General features: G+C 46.6%; 22 protein-coding genes. 15 read left to right on the forward strand and 7 right to left on the reverse strand.

What is annotated here, in order from left to right:
- The first annotated feature begins 33 nt into the window (after window positions 1-33).
- From ACIFQN_RS10450 to ACIFQN_RS10470, 5 genes are all read left to right on the forward strand, one after another.
- Window positions 34-555: a hypothetical protein gene (locus tag ACIFQN_RS10450; RefSeq protein WP_429832959.1), complete on the forward strand. Its 522-nt coding sequence runs from the start codon at window positions 34-36 to the stop codon at window positions 553-555.
- 156 nt (window positions 556-711) lie between these two features.
- Complete coding sequence (locus tag ACIFQN_RS10455; protein ID WP_429832960.1) at window positions 712-1,338, forward strand: fumarylacetoacetate hydrolase family protein; 627 nt, start codon at window positions 712-714, stop codon at window positions 1,336-1,338.
- Window positions 1,339-1,624: 286 nt separating this feature from the next.
- Window positions 1,625-2,530 carry an NlpC/P60 family protein gene (locus ACIFQN_RS10460; RefSeq protein ID WP_429832961.1) on the forward strand — a complete coding sequence of 302 codons (906 nt, stop codon included), beginning with the start codon at window positions 1,625-1,627 and terminating at the stop codon, window positions 2,528-2,530.
- A 224-nt stretch (window positions 2,531-2,754) separates the two neighbouring features.
- On the forward strand, window positions 2,755-4,335 hold the full coding sequence (locus tag ACIFQN_RS10465; RefSeq protein WP_429832962.1) for an acyl-CoA synthetase: 1,581 nt from the start codon (window positions 2,755-2,757) through the stop codon (window positions 4,333-4,335).
- Window positions 4,336-4,445: 110 nt separating this feature from the next.
- Complete coding sequence (locus tag ACIFQN_RS10470; protein WP_429832963.1) at window positions 4,446-5,264, forward strand: transglycosylase domain-containing protein; 819 nt, start codon at window positions 4,446-4,448, stop codon at window positions 5,262-5,264.
- A gap of 132 nt (window positions 5,265-5,396) precedes the next feature.
- Here ACIFQN_RS10470 and xerS read toward each other — a convergent pair whose 3' ends face one another.
- The gene (gene xerS / locus ACIFQN_RS10475; RefSeq protein WP_429832964.1) at window positions 5,397-6,509 is read right to left on the reverse strand and encodes a tyrosine recombinase XerS; all 1,113 of its coding nucleotides are present in this window, start codon (window positions 6,507-6,509) and stop codon (window positions 5,397-5,399) included.
- 170 nt (window positions 6,510-6,679) lie between these two features.
- On the opposite strand from xerS, the gene ACIFQN_RS10480 reads away from it, so the two are divergent.
- From ACIFQN_RS10480 to ACIFQN_RS10500, 5 genes are all read left to right on the forward strand, one after another.
- Window positions 6,680-7,057 carry a (2Fe-2S) ferredoxin domain-containing protein gene (locus ACIFQN_RS10480; protein WP_429832965.1) on the forward strand — a complete coding sequence of 126 codons (378 nt, stop codon included), beginning with the start codon at window positions 6,680-6,682 and terminating at the stop codon, window positions 7,055-7,057.
- Window positions 7,058-7,368: 311 nt separating this feature from the next.
- On the forward strand, window positions 7,369-8,562 hold the full coding sequence (locus ACIFQN_RS10485) for a glycine C-acetyltransferase (protein ID WP_429832966.1): 1,194 nt from the start codon (window positions 7,369-7,371) through the stop codon (window positions 8,560-8,562).
- Entirely contained in the window at window positions 8,559-9,521 is a 963-nt protein-coding gene (locus ACIFQN_RS10490) for an L-threonine 3-dehydrogenase (RefSeq protein ID WP_429832967.1), read from the forward strand. The genes ACIFQN_RS10485 and ACIFQN_RS10490 overlap by 4 nt, the downstream gene beginning before the upstream one ends.
- Before the next feature lie 165 nt (window positions 9,522-9,686).
- Complete coding sequence (locus ACIFQN_RS10495; RefSeq protein ID WP_429832968.1) at window positions 9,687-10,022, forward strand: hypothetical protein; 336 nt, start codon at window positions 9,687-9,689, stop codon at window positions 10,020-10,022.
- 37 nt (window positions 10,023-10,059) lie between these two features.
- Window positions 10,060-10,215, forward strand: coding sequence for a hypothetical protein (locus ACIFQN_RS10500; protein WP_429832969.1), 156 nt, complete (start codon window positions 10,060-10,062; stop codon window positions 10,213-10,215).
- A gap of 104 nt (window positions 10,216-10,319) precedes the next feature.
- Here the strand turns inward: ACIFQN_RS10500 and ACIFQN_RS10505 are convergent, their stop codons facing one another.
- The 4 genes from ACIFQN_RS10505 to ACIFQN_RS10520 all read right to left on the reverse strand — a co-directional run bounded on the left by ACIFQN_RS10505 (window position 10,320) and on the right by ACIFQN_RS10520 (window position 13,650).
- Entirely contained in the window at window positions 10,320-10,556 is a 237-nt protein-coding gene (locus tag ACIFQN_RS10505) for a YozQ family protein (RefSeq protein WP_429832970.1), read from the reverse strand.
- A gap of 76 nt (window positions 10,557-10,632) precedes the next feature.
- Entirely contained in the window at window positions 10,633-11,001 is a 369-nt protein-coding gene (locus ACIFQN_RS10510) for a hypothetical protein (RefSeq protein WP_429832971.1), read from the reverse strand.
- Window positions 11,002-11,119: 118 nt separating this feature from the next.
- Window positions 11,120-11,704 carry an adaptor protein MecA gene (locus ACIFQN_RS10515; RefSeq protein ID WP_429833208.1) on the reverse strand — a complete coding sequence of 195 codons (585 nt, stop codon included), beginning with the start codon at window positions 11,702-11,704 and terminating at the stop codon, window positions 11,120-11,122.
- Between the two features lie 338 nt (window positions 11,705-12,042).
- A complete protein-coding gene (locus ACIFQN_RS10520) occupies window positions 12,043-13,650 on the reverse strand; it encodes an S-layer homology domain-containing protein (RefSeq protein ID WP_429832972.1) in 1,608 nt (535 codons plus the stop codon).
- Between the two features lie 148 nt (window positions 13,651-13,798).
- On the opposite strand from ACIFQN_RS10520, the gene ACIFQN_RS10525 reads away from it, so the two are divergent.
- Window positions 13,799-14,776: a YpdA family putative bacillithiol disulfide reductase gene (locus ACIFQN_RS10525; protein ID WP_429832973.1), complete on the forward strand. Its 978-nt coding sequence runs from the start codon at window positions 13,799-13,801 to the stop codon at window positions 14,774-14,776.
- Window positions 14,777-14,781: 5 nt separating this feature from the next.
- On the opposite strand, the gene ACIFQN_RS10530 is transcribed toward ACIFQN_RS10525, so the two are convergent.
- Entirely contained in the window at window positions 14,782-15,120 is a 339-nt protein-coding gene (locus ACIFQN_RS10530; RefSeq protein WP_429832974.1) for a histidine triad nucleotide-binding protein, read from the reverse strand.
- 135 nt (window positions 15,121-15,255) lie between these two features.
- The gene (locus ACIFQN_RS10535) at window positions 15,256-16,368 is read right to left on the reverse strand and encodes an acyl-CoA thioesterase/bile acid-CoA:amino acid N-acyltransferase family protein (RefSeq protein WP_429833209.1); all 1,113 of its coding nucleotides are present in this window, start codon (window positions 16,366-16,368) and stop codon (window positions 15,256-15,258) included.
- Between the two features lie 61 nt (window positions 16,369-16,429).
- Between ACIFQN_RS10535 and ACIFQN_RS10540 the strand changes: the two genes are divergently transcribed.
- The 4 genes from ACIFQN_RS10540 (at window position 16,430) to ACIFQN_RS10555 (ending at window position 20,479) form a co-directional block, all read left to right on the forward strand.
- The gene (locus tag ACIFQN_RS10540) at window positions 16,430-16,867 is read left to right on the forward strand and encodes an Rrf2 family transcriptional regulator (protein WP_429832975.1); all 438 of its coding nucleotides are present in this window, start codon (window positions 16,430-16,432) and stop codon (window positions 16,865-16,867) included.
- Between the two features lie 109 nt (window positions 16,868-16,976).
- Window positions 16,977-18,419 (forward strand): sigma 54-interacting transcriptional regulator, encoded by a 1,443-nt coding sequence (locus tag ACIFQN_RS10545; RefSeq protein ID WP_429832976.1) that lies wholly within the window; start codon window positions 16,977-16,979, stop codon window positions 18,417-18,419.
- A 200-nt stretch (window positions 18,420-18,619) separates the two neighbouring features.
- Window positions 18,620-19,009, forward strand: coding sequence for a response regulator (locus tag ACIFQN_RS10550; protein WP_429832977.1), 390 nt, complete (start codon window positions 18,620-18,622; stop codon window positions 19,007-19,009).
- Between the two features lie 108 nt (window positions 19,010-19,117).
- Window positions 19,118-20,479, forward strand: a complete 1,362-nt coding sequence (locus ACIFQN_RS10555; RefSeq protein ID WP_429833210.1) for an ethanolamine ammonia-lyase subunit EutB — start codon at window positions 19,118-19,120, stop codon at window positions 20,477-20,479.
- The last annotated feature ends 6 nt before the right edge of the window (window positions 20,480-20,485 follow it).

The following is a 20,485-nucleotide window of genomic DNA, read 5'->3' on the forward strand; positions in this document are numbered from 1 at the left end:
CCTGACCATACTGTTGGAGAGGGAGGTGCCGTGATGTATGTAAAGGTGACAGGGGACAGCGAGAATCAGAGGGTACTGGTAATGGGAGAACCTCTCGCTCGTCAGGAGCAGGATGACTATTATCTTTTGCCAGGCAGACTTGTACGGGCGTTGAAGCCGGACGATTTGCCTGTAGGTATTCGTTTTAAACTTGCTGGAGCACTTCCCTCCGGTTACGGCTTTTATCGTGAAGACACGGTGATTTTTCGGAGGATCAATGAAACCTCGACGCTATGGATTGATGTGACCTCCTGTTACGTCGTCTCTGAATGGGATGGCTTGTTCCCGTTAGAAGCAACGGTTTTGGCACGCAAAAAAACACTTGAACAGCACGAGAAGTTTCAATTTGTCGTGTGCGAAACAAGTGAGCATTTGATGAAAATCCGCTATGAGTTTTCCTGGAGCACCGAGGAGGAGCTAGATTTAGAGAAAGCGCTCGAAGCAGTTTGCGATACGGTTTTTGAAGTTGAGGCGAGAGGGAACGCTCGTCTATGGCCTGGCTATGGCAACGGATAATTTACATAGGGAAATGTGGAAATGGCTGCCTGAAAAAGCAGCTTTTTTTGATCCTGATGACGTGCGATTTTGACTCTTGTCCTCACATTTTGCAGAACTACAAGCATGGTCATGCTATAGTAAAAAGTGTGAATAGCTGCCAAAGGAGAGGACACTATGGAACAGATTCAGAACATTTACTGTGTAGGACGCAACTATCGCCTCCACGCCGCAGAACTGGGAAACGATGTACCGACCAGACCGATGATCTTTGATAAGCCAACACATGCATTGGCAGAAGCAGTTGGCAACGAAATTGAGCTGCCAGGTACTCGTGGAGAGGTACATTATGAAGCAGAGCTCGTCTTACATATTGCTAGACCGTATGAGGCTGGAGCAACGCTTGGACAAATGGTAGACAAAATCGCTCTCGGCATTGATTTTACGCTGAGGGATGTACAGAGTGAATTGAAGAAATCGGGCCACCCGTGGCTGCTTGCAAAAGGATTTAAAAATTCCGCTATTTTGACGCCGTTTCGTGCTTTTCCGGGAGTGGATGTATTAAGTAGCACTGACTTTTCATTGTTGAAGAATGGAGAGCAGGTACAGTGTGGGAATATTGGAGATGTTATTTTTGACATGATGACGATTATTTCCTATATTGCCGAAAACTTTGGCTTGGATCGTGGCGACATCATTTATACAGGCACGCCGGCAGGGGTAGGACCGATTGCGGACGGTGATGTGATGACGCTTGTTTGGGGCGAGGAAAAATGGGGACACTTTACTGCTAGAATGAAATAGAAAGAGAATCATCCGAATGGAACAAAAGAACCATCTTCTGACATGATCTTGCAGAAGATGGTTCTTTTATAGGTAGAAAGCTGGATAAAAAGCGTTTCTTGGCCCATCTGGTTCTATGGTACTAAAAGGTATGAACGGCATAGTTTAGACCATGTTTTCTGTCTAGTCCGATGCTACTAAATAAGCAATTGGTAAATTTTACGGTCTTATCCTCCCGTTTCCTCTTGAGGTAATCTGTCCATGTACCCGACGACGGGTTCCACAACATGACAAGGAGGAAAAGAAAGTGACGAAACGAGATTGGGTAATGAAGTCAACAGTAGCAGTCATACTGAGTACGTCCCTGTTAATGGGTGGTCAGGTTGGACAAGCGGCCGCTAAGACACAAGATTCGCAACAATCAAAAATTGCAGATGTTGCCACTTCATTGATTGGCAAAGATTATGAGTACAAAGCAAAAGGACCTAAGCAATTTGGTTCTGCCGAACTGGCAACTTTTACTTACAAGCAAGTGGGTATTTCCATCGGAAGCACCATCGCAAGTCTGTCCAAGGCAGGGAATAAAGTCTCCCAAAATAGTGTACAGCCAGGGGATTTGGTCTTCTTCTCTTCCAATGGCAGCAGTAGTATATCCTTCATGGGCATCTACATAGGCAATGATCAATTCGTGTATTCTTCCCAAAGTGAAGACGCAGTCGTACTGAAATCTTATTCAGCGTATAGCCAAAAATTTGTCACTGCACGACGTATCATCGACTCGTCTAGCAGCTCCGACAATTCTTCCAGCACCCCGGACAAGCCAGTGAGTGACATTGCCAGCAAGGTTATCAAAAATGGTGAAAAATACATGGGGACCAAATACAAATACGGTTCGAGCAGCAGCACAACCAAAACGTTTGACTGCTCATCCTTTACCCAACGTGTCTTTAAGGAAGCAGGGATCACCTTGCCACGCGATTCCCGTCAGCAATCGACAGTGGGCAAATCCGTTTCCAAAAAGGACCTGCAAAAAGGTGATCTGATTTTCATGAAGGCGTCCGTGGGCAGCTCTTCTGATCGGATTACTCACGTTGCGATCTACGCGGGAAATGGCAAGATTCTACATACCTACGGCAGTCCCGGCGTAACCTATTCCAAGTTCGATGGCACGAACTGGGAGAAACGCGTCGTAAAAATCAAGCGAGTTATCTAACCTGCTTCCATAAGAAACGTGATCATATCGGCTCTCGTGCATGTGCATGAGAGCCTTTAAATGTATGACGAAACCTTTCTTCAATAGTTACGCTATATTGATTTCCAATTTTTATCAATTCCTTGCTAAGATAGATCACAATGAAATAGACTGGAAAGAGGAAAAATTAAAAAAACGTCGAATATTATTTTTCTGTATATCTGAAAAAAGTGGAGGTGTGTCATTTGCAATTGAACATGCCAGCAATTTATAACTTCGCCGCACAGGTAGATGAATGGGCCAAAAAGAATCCAGAGAGACGGGCCGTTTGGGAGTTGGACGAGCAAGGACAGGAAAATATCCTTACTTATGAAGAGTTGCGTCGTTACTCCAACCGGATTGCAAACGGTCTAACATCAATTGGAATAGAGCGGGGGGACCGGATACTGGTTCTGGTATCCCGAGGGGCTCTTGCGTACGGTTTATATTTAGCTCTATTAAAAATAGGCGCTGTCATCATGCCGGGTTCGGAGATGCTGCGACACAAGGATATCGAATACCGCGTCAATCATGCAAAAGCGAAAGCAGTCATCGGCTTTGAAGGCATTTTGAACGAGGTAGAGCCAACGCGCGGACAATGTGCTTCCTTGCTACACTACATTACAACGGGGGACAGCAAAGAGGGATGGATTTCCCTGGAAAGTCTGCTGGATGACCAGGATGAGGAATTTGACGCAGTCAATACGAATTCAGACGAGCTAGCCTTTCTTTCCTATACATCTGGAACGACAGGTGGACCCAAAGGCGTCATGCATGTGCACGGCTGGCCTTTCGCGCATCTGGCTGTCGCTGCGACCCAGTGGCTTGATGTTCGCGAGGGAGATGTGGTTTGGGCGACAGCAGGTCCAGGCTGGGCAAAATGGATATGGAGTCCGTTTGTCTCTACCCTTGGTATGGGGGCGACGGCATTTGTTTACAAAGGACGCTTTAGTGCGGAGAATTACTTGACTATTTTGCAAGATTATCCGGTCTCCGTATTGTGCGCGACCCCTACTGAATACAGATTGATGGCAAAAGTATCGGATCTGGATCAATACAAGCTGCAAGCATTGCGCTCTGCCTGTTCAGCCGGCGAACCACTCAATCGGGAAGTGATTGATACATTCCGCCGTGAGTTTGACCTGACTGTACGTGATGGGTACGGACAAACCGAAAGTACACTTTTGGTCGGTACCTTTGTCGGAATGGAGCCTAAACCAGGGTCGATGGGGAAACCGTCGCCTGTTGTACGGATTGCAATTATTGACGAAGACGGTGCGCAGCTGCCTGTAGACAAGGTAGGGGATATCGCGATTGACCGCAATCTCGTCGCTTTGTTCAAAGGTTATCTGGATGACCCCGAGCGTACCGCTAGAGCATTCCGCGGCGATTGGTTTGTGACAGGCGATCAGGGTCGCATGGATGAAGACGGATACATCTGGTTCGAAGGACGCTCCGATGACATCATCATTTCCGGTGGGTACACGATCGGTCCGTTCGAGGTAGAGGATGCGTTGGTAAAACATCCCTCTGTGGCTGAGTGCGCTGCAGTGGCAAGTCCTGATCCGGAGCGGGGTAACGTGGTAAAAGCATTTGTTATTCTGAAAAAAGGCAACACACCATCTGATGAATTGGTGGCAGAATTGCAAGATCACGTTAAACGCCTGACAGCGCCCTATAAATATCCGCGAAAGATCGAGTTTGTACAAGAGCTGCCGAAGACGACCTCTGGCAAAATCAGACGGATCGAGCTGCGCCAGCAGGAAGCCGGACAGTATCGCAACTGATCAGTAGCAACAGTATTACGGAATTGTAAGGTTACTGTAAGTGGATTCGATGGGAGTAAACATGCACATCCCCTACAATGATGGTACAAGCAAGATCAGGGGGATGTCGTATGAACCACCTTTCTGTACCCGTAGTTGGAAAAGCCAAGCCGTTTGTTCCGACAAATGAAAACACGCGGGCAAAGCAACCAGGCTCGATGTGGAAAAGACGAATCGGAGTATGGCTAATTGGATTGGTCATAGTATCAGTCCTGGCTCCCATTATAATGAGCGTGGCAGGAAATATATGGATTGATGAAAAGAAGTTGGCTGCTGTGCATGAGCCAAAGTCTGGAATGTATGTAAAGCTCGACGAAATGCCTGATTATGTGTGGAAAGCATTTGTTGCCATTGAGGATCACCGTTTTATGATGCATGATGGGGTGGATCCTGTGGCATTGGCCCGGGCGATCTGGATTGATGTCAGTCAAGGGGCGTACGTACAGGGCGGCAGTACGATTACCATGCAGCTTGCCCGCAATCTCTTTTTGACTCATGATAAAACGATGTTACGAAAAGCCAAGGAAATGGCGATCGCATTGCAATTGGAGCAGAGATACAGTAAAAAAGAACTTCTGGAAATGTATTTGAATGTCATCTATTTTGGACATGGAAAATACGGTATTGGTGAAGCAAGCGCCTTTTATTTTGGCAAGACCGCCAATGGAAACGGTAGTGAGACGATTTCATTGGGGGAAGCAGCGATTCTTGCTTCTCTGCCAAAAGCACCAGAGAACTATTCACCCGTCAAGCATTGGCAAAAGGCGAAACAACGGCAGCATGTGGTATTAAGCCGAATGGCAGAGTTGAACGTGATTGACGAAGGGCAAAAGCAAAAGGCACTCCGAGAAAAGATTAGCGTCCACAAAACCGTAAAAACGGCTTCTTAATGGATACGAAGAGAATGGATGATCAACCCCTGTCTTTTGGCAGGGGCATTTTTTGTGCGCAACAAAAAGCGACCATCCACATGCGAAAAAGAGTCACCGGATGGACACTTTTATGTTTCAATCTAATCTGTATTAGGTCGTCCGGTTTACGGCCTTGCTCAGGGCATCCTCCAGGACGTGAGCATACTGCATCGTTGTTTCAATCTTGGAGTGTCCGAGTTGTGCCTGTAGTTGATGCGGATCAGGATTCAATCGCAAAAACTGGGTAGCAAAGCTGTGCCGAAGCTTATGTACCGACAAGTCAGGGATGCCAAAAGCTTTGGCGTACTTTTTCACCAGCTTTTGAACGGAGCGAACCTCAATCCGATGCCCATTTTGGTTAGTAGGAGAAACGGCCAGAAAGACAGCATCCTCCTGCCCGGTCGGAGCGTACTTGTCACGTTGTTGCAAATAGCGCCCCAAGTATTCCTTTGCCCAATCGCTGAAAAAGGGAGCGTCTTCTTTCTTTCCTTTTCGGACCATCTTCAACTGGTTTTTTTCCATGACAATATCTGAGAGATCCAGGCTTACAATTTCAGATACACGAAAGCCGCCTGAGAGGATCATCGCAATAATGGCGGTATCACGGTCACGGTTTTGCATGTGAAATTGCTGTTTCTTCACCGTGTCACAATGAGCGAGATACCCATCGTAAACAAAATCGACAAATTGGTAGATTTCCTCATCGATCAAGATTTTCGCACGGATGGCATTCGCTCTAGCGAGTGGGGTCAGCTCTGTTATTTCCAGTTCAATTTTTGCGAGGACATTGCGGGTCAAATACGATTCGCCATTCTCATCCTCAGCCAGAGCAGATAAATAATGAAAAAGCGATTTCAAACTAGATATTTTCCTGCTAATCGTACGATCGCTGTACTCTTTTTTTGCACTTCTCGTCGGATTGGTCAAAAGGGCAGACCGCTCGTATAAATGGGATTCCTGCAAGTACAGAATATAGCTCTCCACCGTTTCCTTCTTTAAATCATTGAGATCATTCAGGGGAATATCCTTCATTTCCGAGACAGGGGTCAAGCCTTCTGTCATCATCCAGCGAAAGAAAAATGTAATATCGCGCAGATAGCCGAGCAACGTGGAAGGAGAGTTTTTCTTCGCCTTTTTATGCTCGATGAATTTCTCCACATACCAGGGATAGGAACCCATCATTTCGAGAAGCTGCAAGGCGTCGCGTTGCTTGGTCACGGACATGCCTTCACCACCAATCATTCAGTATTACTGTATACGAACATATATTCTATCAAAAAGAAAACGTTCTGGGAATTGCTAATTGTGCTATTTACAGGCATGATGAGAAGAGTTATAGTGAAACGGTAGATAAACGTAATCATTACGATTTATTTCGAGAGGAGTGGGTGTGGTTGGCAACATGGGATTTATCCAAAACGAGGCACCATGTATTGATCTGTAATGGCGGAAGCTGTATGCGAAAGGGCGGGGAGGAAGTTACCATCGCCCTGCGCGAAGCGATTACTCAAGCTGGCCTGGATGATTATGTACATACTACCCGTACGCGCTGTAACGGGCGATGCGAGGATGCTTGTGTCATGATTGTGTATCCAGAGGGGATTTGGTACCAGAATGTAGCGCCGGATGATGCAAAGCTGTTGGTGGAGCAACATTTTATCAAAGGCGAGCCGGTTAAATCACTGATCACTCACCGTTTCACGATTGATGGCTTTGAACGCACACCAACTGCTCAACCCGGGATTCTAAAATCGCAAAAAGCAAAAAAATGATCCGAGACCACATTCCACTTTTAAAGTGGAGAGTGGTTTTTTTGTTTTTTGCTAGCAAAAGTCTAAGATTGCTCCAAAGGGAGAAGTTATGAAGACGGACAGAAGAACTTTTTGTGTAAGCGCAACCAATTATGTCTTTGTCATATGGACATAAAAAGAAAAAGGTGGTAATCTAATAACAAATAAAGCTGATATTACGCGATTTAACTAAAAATAAAACGTCCTCGTGGAGTGTACATTTGTTTTTGTGGAATTTACTTTCCTCGTTCTCAGATGCGCAAACCATGGGTCGAATGCTGGAGGGATTCTCGTTGGCAAGCAAAACATTGGAGCATTTTTTACATGAAAATCTGACTGAACTGAAAAACAAAGGACTATACAATGTGATTGATCCATTGCAAAGCGCGAATGGCCCTATGATCACGATATCCGGAAAACAACTGATCAACCTCTCCTCCAACAACTACCTCGGTTTGGCGACAGATCAACGACTGATTGATGCTGCAATCGCAGCCGCACAGAAGTACGGGGTAGGTGCAGGGGCAGTTCGAACCATTAATGGTACGTTAGATCTTCATATTGAGCTAGAAAAAAAATTGGCAGCCTTTAAACATACAGAAGCAGCCATCGCCTATCAGTCCGGTTTCAACTGCAATATGGCAGCAATTTCTGCCGTTATGGATAAAGATGATGCCATTCTTTCTGACGAGTTGAACCATGCTTCGATTATTGATGGCTGCCGCCTTTCCCGCGCACAGATCATTCGCGTAAATCACTCGGATATGGATGATCTGCGTGCCAAAGCTAAGGAAGCAAAAGAGTCTGGTAAATATAAAAAACTGATGGTCATTACTGATGGCGTCTTTTCGATGGATGGCGATGTTGCCAAACTGCCGGAAATAGTAGAGGTTGCCGAAGAATTTGACCTCATTACTTACGTAGATGATGCACATGGTTCCGGTGTTCTCGGCAAAGGAGCTGGAACGGTGAAGCATTTCGGCCTGTCGGATAAAATCGACTTCCAAATCGGGACGCTTTCCAAAGCCATTGGTGTCGTTGGTGGTTATGTGGCTGGACGCCGGGAGCTGATCGAATGGCTCAAAGTTCGCAGCAGACCATTCCTGTTCTCTACAGCGCTGACTCCTGCGGATGTCGCTGCGTCTATTACGGCGATTGAAATTTTGCAGAGCAGCACCGAGCTGCATGACAAGCTTTGGGACAATGGGAATTATTTGAAAAAGGGATTGAAAGAACTCGGTTTCAATATTGGGGAGAGCGAAACACCGATCACTCCATGCATCATCGGTGATGAAAACAAAACGCAGGAGTTCAGTAAACGACTGTACGAGGAAGGCGTATACGCAAAAGCGATCGTGTTTCCGACAGTTGCGAAAGGAACTGGACGCGTGCGCAATATGCCGACTGCGGCTCATACGAAGGAAATGTTGGATCGTGCCCTTGACATCTACGAAAAAGTTGGGAAAGAAATGGGGATCCTCAAATGAAAAAGATACTGGTAACCGGGGCGTTAGGACAAATCGGGTCAGAGCTGATTACGAAGCTGCGTGAAATTTACGGCGCAGAGCAGGTAGTGGCAACCGATATCCGTAAAAGAGAAGACGATCCGGTCGTGCAAGCAGGACCATTTGAAATTTTGGACGTAACGGATGGAAAACGGATGTTCGAACTGGCCAAAACCCATCAAGTGGATACGATCATGCATTTGGCTGCATTATTGTCCGCAACAGCGGAAGCGAAGCCACTGTTGGCCTGGAATCTAAATATGGGCGGATTGGTAAATGCATTGGAAACAGCTCGCGAGCTGAATTGCCAGTTCTTCACACCGAGCTCGATCGGGGCGTTCGGTCCATCAACACCAAAAGACAACACGCCACAAGACACCATCCAGCGACCAACGACGATGTACGGCGTAAATAAAGTATCTGGTGAGCTTCTTTGTGATTACTACTACCAAAAATTTGGCGTAGATACGCGCGGTGTTCGTTTCCCTGGCCTGATCTCTTATGTGACGCCACCAGGTGGAGGTACGACGGATTATGCGGTCGACATTTACTATAAAGCGATTCAAGACGGCACCTACACCTCTTACATTGCGAAAGGTACCTACATGGATATGATGTATATGCCGGATGCGCTCAGTGCGATTGTCGGCCTCATGGAAGCAGATGCGTCCAAGCTCATTCACCGCAATGCTTTCAATGTCACCGCGATGAGCATTGATCCAGAAGACGTAGCTGCAGCTATTCGCAAGCATATCCCTGAGTTCAAGCTCTCCTATCAAGTGGATCCTGTGCGTCAAGCGATTGCCGACAGCTGGCCGAATTCTATTGACGCTTCAGCAGCGGCGATGGAATGGGGCTTCAAGGCACAGTATGATCTGGATAAAATGACAGAGGACATGCTGGCTAAACTGCGGGGAAAGCTGCTGCAAAAGGTCGGGTAAACGAATAGGGTTCTCAAAAAGCAATTGCCACTTCTGTAGAAATACAGAGGTGGCCGTTTTTTTCGTGGTGAAAGGAATGGTTTGGGGATCGGGTGCTTATTGTATGTGTTTCCATTCGTGCGGGCACATTAACAAAGAAGCCCGGACGAAAGGATGACAAGGATTATGACCAAAAAAGATTATGTGCTCACGATGTTAGAAAATTTCGAGAAACATAACGATATTTTACCCGAGCATGTTCAAACTTTGTTGAAGGAAGTCAAACAGGATATAGAAAGTGTTTCTTCCGATACTTTCTTTTTGGAAACAAATGGAGTCGTGACACGTTCGGCATCCTATCAGCCACCTGACCGTACCAATCCACTTTTTCGCTTATCGGAAGCTTATTTCGATCTGAAAAAAGTAGCTGAGGCCAACAGAGATACCCGCCCAGAGCTGATTTCAGCCGTTACCCAATATGAGGGCTTAACGAATGAATCAGAGGGTTATTCTCCAGAGTAATCATACAAAAAATGAATGAAAACAAAGGGTGAGAATAATGGATTTGCGACCAGACTTGACACCTGACGAAGCAAAGCAGGAAGCGGAAACACAGGCTGCACAGACAACCAGCGATAAAGGTAAAGGAGAAACAAAAAGGATTGAGAGCTGGGGATGGTCCAATAACACGGAAACACTAGGGCAAAACGACTGATCATAATAAAAACCGTCCCAGATGAGGACGGTTTTGTCGATTACACGAGCATTGGCTGGTTCTGATACGCATTTACCATCGTGTTCATGTACATAAGCCATGGATTATTCTGTCTGAAACATGTTTTCATAACCGGTTTCAGTTATCTCGATTTTTTTCTTCCCCGCATTTTTATCTATTTTCCCGTCGTTCGTACCCTCCATATAAACGTCACTTACCTGTTCATGCGTAATAGCCAGCCCCTTCTCTGTTACCGAGTGGCTCTTGTAATAGGATGACTCGTACATCTTTTCAGCGACCTCATCGGATGCCTGGAACTGATCCTGATTGTTTTTCATCATGTCCTCCTGTGGATATGGAAGTATTATCCATTAATGAACGCCGTCATGCCTTACTAGTAATCTGTACAAAGAGTGCCTAATTAACGTATTCCGCTGTATAGGAATTTGTACCAGCGTGTACCGAAAGCAGTGTATTCGCATACCCCACCAGGCGATTGACAATCTCATCCACTACAGCGTAGACAAGTGGGTGGAGGGTAGGATCGTAAAGCCTTGGGTCATCGAGGATCACGGTTGTATGGATGAATACATCCCGATTTCGAAACAAATCATAATGAATGAACACTTTCCCGCAAGCTCCTTTTGATTGGGGGTCCTGGTATCCCGGCAGAAAAAGATACCATTCTTCGGCTGTTGCCGAGCGAAAATTTTTCGTGAAGGTTAGACCCTGAATGGCTTCCTCTGTTTTTGCTTTTAGTTCAGGGCTCATCAAAATATCCGACAATTTTGTTTCCTCCTTTACTCCTCTTCAGTATGAATAAGGAAGGAGAAACTCATCCATAAGAAAAAAGCCAGCGCTGTAACGGCTGGCTTATCAAGTAATGGTAAGAGGGTAAGACTAATTAGTTACAAGGGAAAAGTCGGGCAATCTCACATAACGCATCCTTCTCGAAAATGGCTTTTCCGTAGGTATCGACGACCTCAGTCGTATCATCTGTATATTTTTCTCCGTATTCACTTACGATAGAGAGCGCGTCTTGGTAATCCACGGTCAAGGAAAACTCGGTCTCTTGCATAAAAAGCAAGTAATCATTTTTGAAGAAATAGAGCTTTCCGCTCTTACGCAAATCCTCACGCATTTTGGCTGCGCATCTGGCGATATCTTCGAAGTCACGAAACGCGAAGATTACAATACCTATGCACGTATCGGCAGGATTTGCAGAAGCAGCTTCAGTGTTTATTTCAGACTGGTCCGTCAACGTAATTGTAATATACATGCCTTGAGCAGGCACAAATGCGACCTCAGTGTGGCAGGGCATATCTATGGCTGGAAATTCATGAGTCGATTCAGCAAAAAGGAGAGCTTCATCTACCCAATGATTGATCAGCGCAAGATTGGCTTCGTGATCATCATGATTGTATCCACGGCTCAAGAGTTCAGTCTCGTTCAGAAAAATCGAAATGGTCCGGTTATCCAAAATTTCCATCTTCACTGCTGATTCCTCCTTTATCTATTATTCTGAATGGTAAAACGTCGTCAAAAAGCTTAAAAAATAGAAAGAGAGTGTAGGGGGTAGCACTTAAATATACGGAATATTCTTTGGCAAAACAATAGGGGGTTGTTGGATATATGGTTTAGAAAGATACAGCCTCCCGAACACCCTGGCGGAGAAGGTTCATCGGTGACTTATTAGGACATTCAAAACGTTCAAAGCCCTCGACGTGTAGATAACTAGCGCTTCATGCTGATTATAAAAAGAGATGATTGCGGGAGCCACGGTAACTTGTAGGTATCCGTCGGCTGCCACAATCATCTCCATTATTCTTACAGCTTTTCACGTGCTTGTTTGAGCATTATCGAGTTGGCGATCGCCGTCCACATATCGGTTGATTCTGAACCGACGGACCAGTAGGCTAATCCGCCAATTTGCCATTGCAGGCTAGCCTGAACTTTCAGACCCATGGAACGGCTCTCCTCGAGCCAAATGGTGTGTGTCACTCCTTGCTTTTTGTAGGTGGAACGATATTGACCGATGGACTCGTCCCATTTTGTCGTTGCCTTGTATTGCGAGATGAGTTGATACGACTGCGGAATACTCAAATCGACAGACTGCAACTGCTTACCGGATTGATACCAGTCACGTGTGTAAAGCGGCATGCCGACGATCAGTTTTTGAGCAGGCACTTCGTGGAGCAAATCCGAGATGACGCCTTTAAACCAAGGGAGAGAAGCGACTGGGCCCGATTTCGTCCCTCCAACCCAATGTTCTTCATAGGCCATCAATACGAGATAGTCTGCATATTTTGCCAGCTTGGCAAAGTCATAAGGTTCACTCCAATCGGTGCCGGAGTCGGGCGGAATATCGACGGAGAGGATTGCTCCTTTCGCGTGGAGGGCGGTCCCCAGCTCCTGGATGAACAGAGTAAAGTTGTTTCGATCTGCAGGTGCAAATCCTTCGAAATCGACATTGATTCCATCCAATTGGTACTTGTCTATGTAACTTGACAATTTTTGAACGATAGCCCGACGCTTTGTCACATCGGACAAGGCCGTATGTGTAGCGGCTGAATCAAATTTGTTTCCAAAGAGAGCCCATACCTTTTTGCCGTTGGCATGTGCCCAATGGACGAGAGAAAGATCAGTGAAGTCACTGAGTGTTCCATCTTTTTCCAGGAAGTACCAGCGTGGTGAGAGTGTGTTGACACCACTGCGTTTGACTTGTGCAATGAATTCCTCCGTAGTTGATTGGTACTGCCATCCGAGAGAAACGAGTGGCTTTGCTGAAGGCGTCTGTTTGTTCAGATCATCCAAAATTCGCTGCAAAATAACAGCAGTCTCTTGGCGGGACAAAGCAGCATTGGGGCGGAAGTAACCTTGATACCCGACCAGCCAATTGTTTTGCATGGCCCGGCTCACCGAGTTGCGTGCCCAGCTCGAAACGGATTTAGCGTCCTTTACAGTGAGGCTTGTCGTTTGCGAGGCGTTTTGTTCCAGGGCACGTACGAGAAAGGTAGCCGCTTCCTCGCGAGAAATCGTCCGCTTAGGTGCAAAGGTGGACGGACCAATGCCGCTCGCGATGTTCAGGGCAGCAGCGGCTTGAACGTATCCGTATGCCCAATAGCTTTTTGGGACATCTGTATAGGAGACGATGTTGCCAGAAACCGGCTTGATCCCTACTGTGCGGCTGAGCATGGTAACAAACTCAGCTCGGGTGACTGGCTGGGTAGGATGAAAATACCCGTTTTCATCGCCGGCGATGATTCCTGCTTCATGCAGAGATTGGATTTGCTGCCTCGCATAGCTGTTTGCAATATCATGCAAATTGTTCGAGGAAGCCGTGGAGGCAGGAACTCCAATTGCAAGAGTGAGGCCATACATCAGAAATACAAGTGAGACAAACCAGATATGTATGCGTTGTTGTTTATTCATCATACATCCAGTATAAGGAGAGATAACCAGTCTTTCATTGGTTATTTATTGGTAATAAGTTCGCTGCGAACTCTTTGGGGAGAGTAGCGATATGGTATGATGAGAAGGCAAAAGGCAGGAGAGAGAAGTAAAGAAACGAGGCGGGAGAGAAATGGAAGACGTACTTATCGTAGGGGGAGGGCCATGTGGACTAGCAGCAGCGATTGCCTGCAAAAGAGCCGGACTTGAGCCGATCATTATTGAAAAAGGATCGCTCGTCCACTCGATCTACCGGTACCCGACATATATGATATTTCACAGCACACCTGAGTTGTTGGAGATTGGCGGTATTCCGTTTGCAACTGCTCATGACAAGCCAACACGGCAAGAAGCGCTTAATTATTATCGGTTGGTAGCATCGCGAGAAAATTTGCGCGTCCATGTCTATGAGACCGTTACGGGGGCACAACAGACAGCAGATGGCTTTCATGTGACAACGCTGGACCGTTTTGCAACAAATCATAAATATGAGACCAAAAATCTGATTATCGCGACGGGGTACTTTGACAATCCGAACCGTTTAGGTGTGCCCGGTGAACAGCTTCCGAAAGTCTCATCCCTCTACAAGGAAGCCCATCCGTATGCCGGAATGAATATTGCGGTAGTAGGAGGAAACAACTCAGCAGTAGATGCAGCGATGGAGCTGGAGAGGGCTGGGGCCCACGTAACCGTCATCTGCCGTAGACCGCAACTTTCCGATAAAGTAAAAGCTTGGACAAGGCCTGTATTTGAGAGTCTTATCAATAAAGGGCGCATCCGCATGTATTTTGGAGCAAACGTAGAGAGCATTGAAGAACGCAGCATCCGTGTCAATACCGAGTCAGAGATCATTACGTTGGAGAACGATCATGTTTTCTCGTTGATCGGATATCGACCGGATCGGACCTTTCTGCATTCACTCGGTGTTGAGACAGATCCAGAGACAGGTATCCCGCAGCATAACACAGAAACGATGGAGACGAATGTGCCGCATCTCTACATTGCCGGTGTGATTGCGGCGGGTCATCACGCGAATGCCATCTTCATTGAAAATGGCCGATTTCACGGAGAGGGAATCGCCCGCCACATCACATCCCGATTAGCTCGCTAAAAAAGCTACATAGTCCACTTCAGTTGTTTTCCGCCAATCAGGTGGTAATGCAAGTGAAAAACCGTTTGTTGGCCGTGCTCGCCGATATTGGTCACGATACGGAAGCCCTGGTCATGGACACCCAGTTCTTCCGCTACTTTTTGCAGGGAGAGGTGGAGGTGGCCAATTAATTCCTTGTCCTCTGGCTCGATGGCCATTACCGACTGAATATGTTTTTTTGGGATCATCAATACGTGTACAGGCGCGATAGGGTTGATGTCATGAAAAGCGACAACATGCTCGTCCTCATACACTTTCTTAGAAGGGATTTCACCGTTTACAATTTTACAAAAAATGCAGTCCATGCTACTCGACATCCTTTCCTCTTTGAAAATAAACGTAAAGCCTACTTCGTCATCAAAGTAGGCTTTACCTGTTTCTATGCGCCAATGATTTCAAGCAAAAAAAAACCGAAGGCAATCACAGTGTAGACGGTAGTTTTATGGAAATGTGGCCTCAAGGAAACGAAGCACCTCACGCCATGAATGCTCTGAAGCGTATGCATTATTTTTGGCTGTTCCCCCATTTAATTGTGTGCGGGTAGTCGGGATATACGGAAAGCGGATGGCGTGCCCCGTATCCGCGTAACGTAAATGAACGACCCTGTGAGGAAAATTCTTTTCCTTCAGGCGAGCAACCATCTGTTCGCAATGCTCGGACGCGGGCCACCAGTGATCGTCATCGGATGAGAGCAAGAGAATCGGGCCGTTAATCTTTTCGACAGGGATGGCAGCGTCCTCTATCCACTTACATGCCTTCCATGCCGCAGCGTGAATATGGTCAATTCTTTTGCCTGCATCAAGGAGCGCTTGTGATTCCTGTACCTGCTCTTCGGTCCAGGAAACAAAAGGGAGCGGCTCTTTGCGGAAGGACCAGGAGGATTGCGGTGAAAATGTTTCGGAGTCGGCAAATTCGCGATCACTCCCGATGGACACGGTGGAGCTGGGACTCGAAGCAATGACTGCTTTTATCTCGGTATCTATAGAGCCGATGACAAGCGCTAATTCGGCACCTTTTGAACGACCAAATACTGTGATTTTTTCACCATCAACAGAAGGCTGCCGCTTTAACCACTGAACCGCTTTTTGCACATATTCTAGTGGAATTTGGCGAATATCATCAGGGAGATCATCGCATTGGAAATAAGCGAGGGCTAAAGCTGGATAGCCATGAGAGGCAAACAAGGCGGCAAATTGGGAGCAGGAACCGATTCCCCCTTCACTTCCACCCAAAACCAGAATCGCAGGACGGGGTTGTGATTGTGGATTGTAAAAAAATTGACCGACAAGTCCGTTTTCTCGAACCTTGCTAATAGAAACATCGCGTGAGACAAAAATCCTTTTGACAGTCGCAGTTGCAACAGCTTTCTCGTTCACTTCAGCGGTAAGTACAATCTCAGTGGAGCGGGGGGAAAACTCGAAGTCGTCCAAGCTGTATGGACTGTAAAAGCGCAAAGTCTTTATGTGCATAGACCAAAATAATCCCATGGGGTCTATTCCTTCATAGGTTCCAAAGAGAGGGGCTTGTGAAACCAGGTCTATATGTGTCGGAATGGTTAACTTGACTTCTTGTGAAGGGTGTAACTATAATCATTACAACGAAAGGATGACCCAAATGAAAATTAGTAGCCGCTTTTCGGTAGCAGTTCATATATTGTCGCTTCTGTCCATCGACTCAAATTCCCATAGCACTTCTGAATGGATTGCGGGGAGTGTCAATACGAATCCTGTCATCATCCGCAGAGTCCTGGGACAATTGAAAAAAGCAGGACTCGTGCATGTTCGTGCAGGCGCGGGTGGTGCAACCCTAGCAAAAGAGTTAGAGCAGATTACGTTGCTGGAGATCTACCGTGCTGTAGAAGTAGTAGAAGAGGGGCAACTTTTTCATATTCACGAAGGGCCCAATCCGCAGTGTCCGGTAGGAGCTAACATCCAGTTCGTCCTGGAGCTGATACTGACCCGAGCACAGAATGCCATGGAGGACATTTTGGGTGGAGTGACCATGTCCCAATTGGTTTGCGATCTTCGCCAAAAAATAGGGGAGACCAGCTAGGGAACTGCTGGTCTATTCTGATAGGGGCACCACATAGAAGGGATAACCACCGTCGTGTCGTATGGTATTAGATGAGACTTCTTCATCGTATCGAAAAGGCGGGGAACGTATGACGATGGAAAAGATGATTCACCCAATTACCACCTACCTACGCCCAAACGATACACTGGAAGATGCTGCTCGTGTCATGTTGGAGACGCGCATGGATGTACTTCCTGTCGGAGACGAACAGGGGCGATTGGTAGGTGTTTTTTCGCGGAGCACACTTTACAGGATGATTCTTGAAAAGCTACCTTCCGATACATCTATTCATGGTTTTATCAAAACAAAAGCCGTGACTACCTCACTTGGCCTGCTGTACGAGATGACGTTTGGTCATAATGAACAGAATATTCAAAAAGGTTATACGGAAGAAAGCGTCCTCGTAGACAACAAACAGCGGATCGTGGGCGTATTGACCAAGACAAGTACTGTGAATGCCCTCGTCGCTTCCGAAAATGACATGCGTGAAGAGTTCGAACAGCTGGAAGCGATCATGCACACGGCAAAGGCTGAATCGCTGCATCGTGCTGACGGTGGAAATCGCTTCGCGGAAAAAGGCACCTCAAAACAAGTCCATCAAGCTACGTACCACTGGGATCATATTTTGACCAGAGATAAAGCAATGAAAAACTTGATCGTTTCTGCCCATAAAGCCGCACGTAGAAATACGGCCATTTTGCTTCGGGGTGAAAGTGGGACAGGCAAAGAACTGTTTGCCCACGCCCTGCACAATTCCAGTCCCCGTGCTTCAGGCCCTTTTGTTACGATCAACTGTGCCTCTGTCCCCGAACACTTGCTGGAAGCGGAGTTTTTTGGTTATGAGACGGGGGCTTTTACCGGAGCTGATCGGGCAGGAAGGATCGGTAAATTTGAATTAGCTCACAAAGGAACCTTGTTTCTAGATGAAATCGGAGATATGGCAATAAACTTGCAGGCCAAGCTACTCCGTGCGATTGAAGGAAAGGAATTTTATCGAATTGGGGGAACCAAGCCCATTCAGACTGATGTACGCATTATTTCAGCGACGAATGCTCCTATAGAAGAAATGCTTCAGCAAAAAACATTTCGGGAGGAGCTCTATTACCGTCTGCATGTGGTCAGCTTTTCCATTCCCCCGTTACGAATGCGAATGAATGACATCATGCTTTTGGCCCATTCTTTTATCGAACAGTTGAATCCGATATTGGAAACGGCTGTTACGGGGATTGATGAATCGGTACAAAGGCTATTCTACCAATACGAGTGGCCCGGAAACATTCGTCAATTGCGCAACGTCATAGAACGAGGAATGATCATGGCTGAAAAGGGGATGATCTCCTATGTCGACTTGCCAGATGAATTGCTCCAAAAAGCTGCTGAGGGGAATGGAAGAAACATCATTTACGCAGCAGAAAAGACAGAATTGGCACGGGCCTTGCGTGAAACAAACGGGAACAAGGCAAAAGCAGCTCGCTTACTTGGCATCAGCAGGTCTGTCCTCTATGAAAAATTAAAAAAATATCAATTGTAGTTATGTCATGTGAGAGCCGATTTATTGCATGGTCCGTCCTTGACGATAAGGATTAAGGGGTGGAAATAGAAAAAAATTACGGATATAATAATAGTATTATTCTGAAAAGAATAGGGTAAGGCCGACAAAGGCGTCGGTTTTTGTCAGTTATTTGCAAGAAGTGTTGGCACGTCCATTCTCTGCAATGGGGAGGTGGAATATTGCGTCATCATTATCGAATCATTATTATAGACGATGATCCCATTACCAGAATGGACCTGACCGAAATGCTGCAAGCGGAAGGATACGATGTGGTAGCGGAAGGGAAAAACGGGGAAGAAGCCGTTCGATTGACGCAAAAGTGGAAACCCCATCTCATCATCATGGACGTGAAAATGCCAGTCATGGATGGACTGACAGCCACCGGAATCATTCGGAAAGAATCGGATGTAGACGTACTCTTGCTGACCGCCTACAGTCAAAAGGATATGGCGGGCGATCCCAAGGCCAAAGGCATCTGTGGGTACTTAGCAAAGCCCGTTATGGAAGAAGATTTGCTGCCTACCGTAGAATCGGTTCTTGCTAAAAAAGAAGTTGTATTTGAAAAGTAAACACGCGAAAAGCAAAGGCGCTTTGAAGGAGGGCGGATCATCCGTCTGTTATTCATAGCGCTTTTTTCTTTTTTCCAGACTCATACGAGAAAGTGAGTGAAGCTGAAAATGAAATTAGCTTGTGTGATTCGTAAGCAAACCTACCAATTTGACTCCGTAAGAGAAGTGCTGGCTAAAGCTAGTGAAGAGAAATCAGGCGATCACATGAGCAAACTGGCTGCCCAATCCGCTTTGGAAAGAATGGCGGCCAAAGTCGTATTGAGTGAGATGCGACTCGCGGATATTTATGAAAATCCGGTTATTCCGTACGATACGGACGAGGTGACCCGGATCATTTACGATGACATGAATCTTTCTGTATATAATGACATCAAGAATTGGACAGTCGGCGAGCTGCGCGAGTACATTCTTTCCTTTTCGACAGGGATGCCTGAATTGACACGCATCAGCAGAGGACTGACCAGTGAAATGATTTCGGCAACAGCAAAGCTGATGTCCAGTATTGACTTAGTGATGGCGTCGCAAAAGATGCGTCATCAAGCTTATTGCAATACATTGATCGGGGAGCCGGGTCGCCTTGCTTTTCGGTGTCAGCCAAACCACCCGATTGATGACCCGGAAGGTATCCTCGCTTCGATGAAAGAAGGACTCTCATACGGTTCAGGGGATGCTGTGATCGGAATTAATCCAAATAACGATTCAGTTGAAAGCGTAACCAAGCTGCTGAAGATGACACATGAATTCATGCAGCGTTGGGAGATTCCGACCCAAAACTGTGTGCTGGCCCACATCACGACACAAATGCAGGCCCTTCGTGGTGGTGCTCCTATTTCATTGATGTTCCAAAGTCTAGCAGGCTCCCAGCGTGCGAATGATGCGTTTGGCGTGAGCAAGGAGATTCTGGACGAAGCGATGGAGCTGATGCTTCGCAAAGGAACAGCTACAGGTCCGAACGTAATGTACTTCGAAACAGGGCAAGGCTCGGAGGTTTCGCTCGAGTCCCATGAAGGAGTAGACATGCAAACCCTGGAGGCGCGTACCTACGGTTTTTGCCGACATTGGAAGCCTTTTATGGTCAACAATGTCTCCGGATTTATCGGACCTGAGACTCTGTACGATGGCCGTCAGATGATCCGTGCTGATTTAGAGGATTTGTTCATGGGGAAATTGCATGGACTGCCGATGGGCATCGCTCCGACCTATACAAATCATATGCATGCTGACCAGAATGACCAAGAAATCGCGGGGATGTTGACAACCTTGGGCGGAGCCAATTTTTATATGGGTGTGCCTGGCGGAGACGATGTCATGCTCAGCTACCAGGATACGAGCTATCATGACGATGCCAGCTACAGGGAGCTTCTCGGACTTCGACCGCTTCGTGAATTTGAGAAGTGGCTAGAAAAAATGGGGATCATGGAAAACGGACGTTTGACAGAGCAGGCAGGGGATTTAACCATTTTTGACTAGTTAGAA

The organism is Brevibacillus sp. NRS-1366 (assembly GCF_050467985.1).

Excerpts from the sequence above, each read along its gene's own strand:
- ACIFQN_RS10525 (WP_429832973.1), top strand. The coding sequence starts at position 13,799 with ATGGAAGACGTACTTATCGTAGGGGGAGGGCCATGTGGACTAGCAGCA.
- ACIFQN_RS10555 (WP_429833210.1), top strand. The coding sequence starts at position 19,118 with ATGAAATTAGCTTGTGTGATTCGTAAGCAAACCTACCAATTTGACTCC.
- ACIFQN_RS10540 (WP_429832975.1), top strand. The coding sequence starts at position 16,430 with ATGAAAATTAGTAGCCGCTTTTCGGTAGCAGTTCATATATTGTCGCTT.
- ACIFQN_RS10495 (WP_429832968.1), top strand. The coding sequence starts at position 9,687 with ATGACCAAAAAAGATTATGTGCTCACGATGTTAGAAAATTTCGAGAAA.
- ACIFQN_RS10545 (WP_429832976.1), top strand. The coding sequence starts at position 16,977 with ATGACGATGGAAAAGATGATTCACCCAATTACCACCTACCTACGCCCA.
- ACIFQN_RS10470 (WP_429832963.1), top strand. The coding sequence starts at position 4,446 with ATGAACCACCTTTCTGTACCCGTAGTTGGAAAAGCCAAGCCGTTTGTT.
- ACIFQN_RS10515 (WP_429833208.1), bottom strand. The coding sequence starts at position 11,704 with ATGGAAATTTTGGATAACCGGACCATTTCGATTTTTCTGAACGAGACT.
- ACIFQN_RS10490 (WP_429832967.1), top strand. The coding sequence starts at position 8,559 with ATGAAAAAGATACTGGTAACCGGGGCGTTAGGACAAATCGGGTCAGAG.
- ACIFQN_RS10450 (WP_429832959.1), top strand. The coding sequence starts at position 34 with ATGTATGTAAAGGTGACAGGGGACAGCGAGAATCAGAGGGTACTGGTA.
- xerS (WP_429832964.1), bottom strand. The coding sequence starts at position 6,509 with ATGTCCGTGACCAAGCAACGCGACGCCTTGCAGCTTCTCGAAATGATG.
- ACIFQN_RS10505 (WP_429832970.1), bottom strand. The coding sequence starts at position 10,556 with ATGATGAAAAACAATCAGGATCAGTTCCAGGCATCCGATGAGGTCGCT.
- ACIFQN_RS10530 (WP_429832974.1), bottom strand. The coding sequence starts at position 15,120 with ATGGACTGCATTTTTTGTAAAATTGTAAACGGTGAAATCCCTTCTAAG.
- ACIFQN_RS10520 (WP_429832972.1), bottom strand. The coding sequence starts at position 13,650 with ATGATGAATAAACAACAACGCATACATATCTGGTTTGTCTCACTTGTA.
- ACIFQN_RS10500 (WP_429832969.1), top strand. The coding sequence starts at position 10,060 with ATGGATTTGCGACCAGACTTGACACCTGACGAAGCAAAGCAGGAAGCG.
- ACIFQN_RS10455 (WP_429832960.1), top strand. The coding sequence starts at position 712 with ATGGAACAGATTCAGAACATTTACTGTGTAGGACGCAACTATCGCCTC.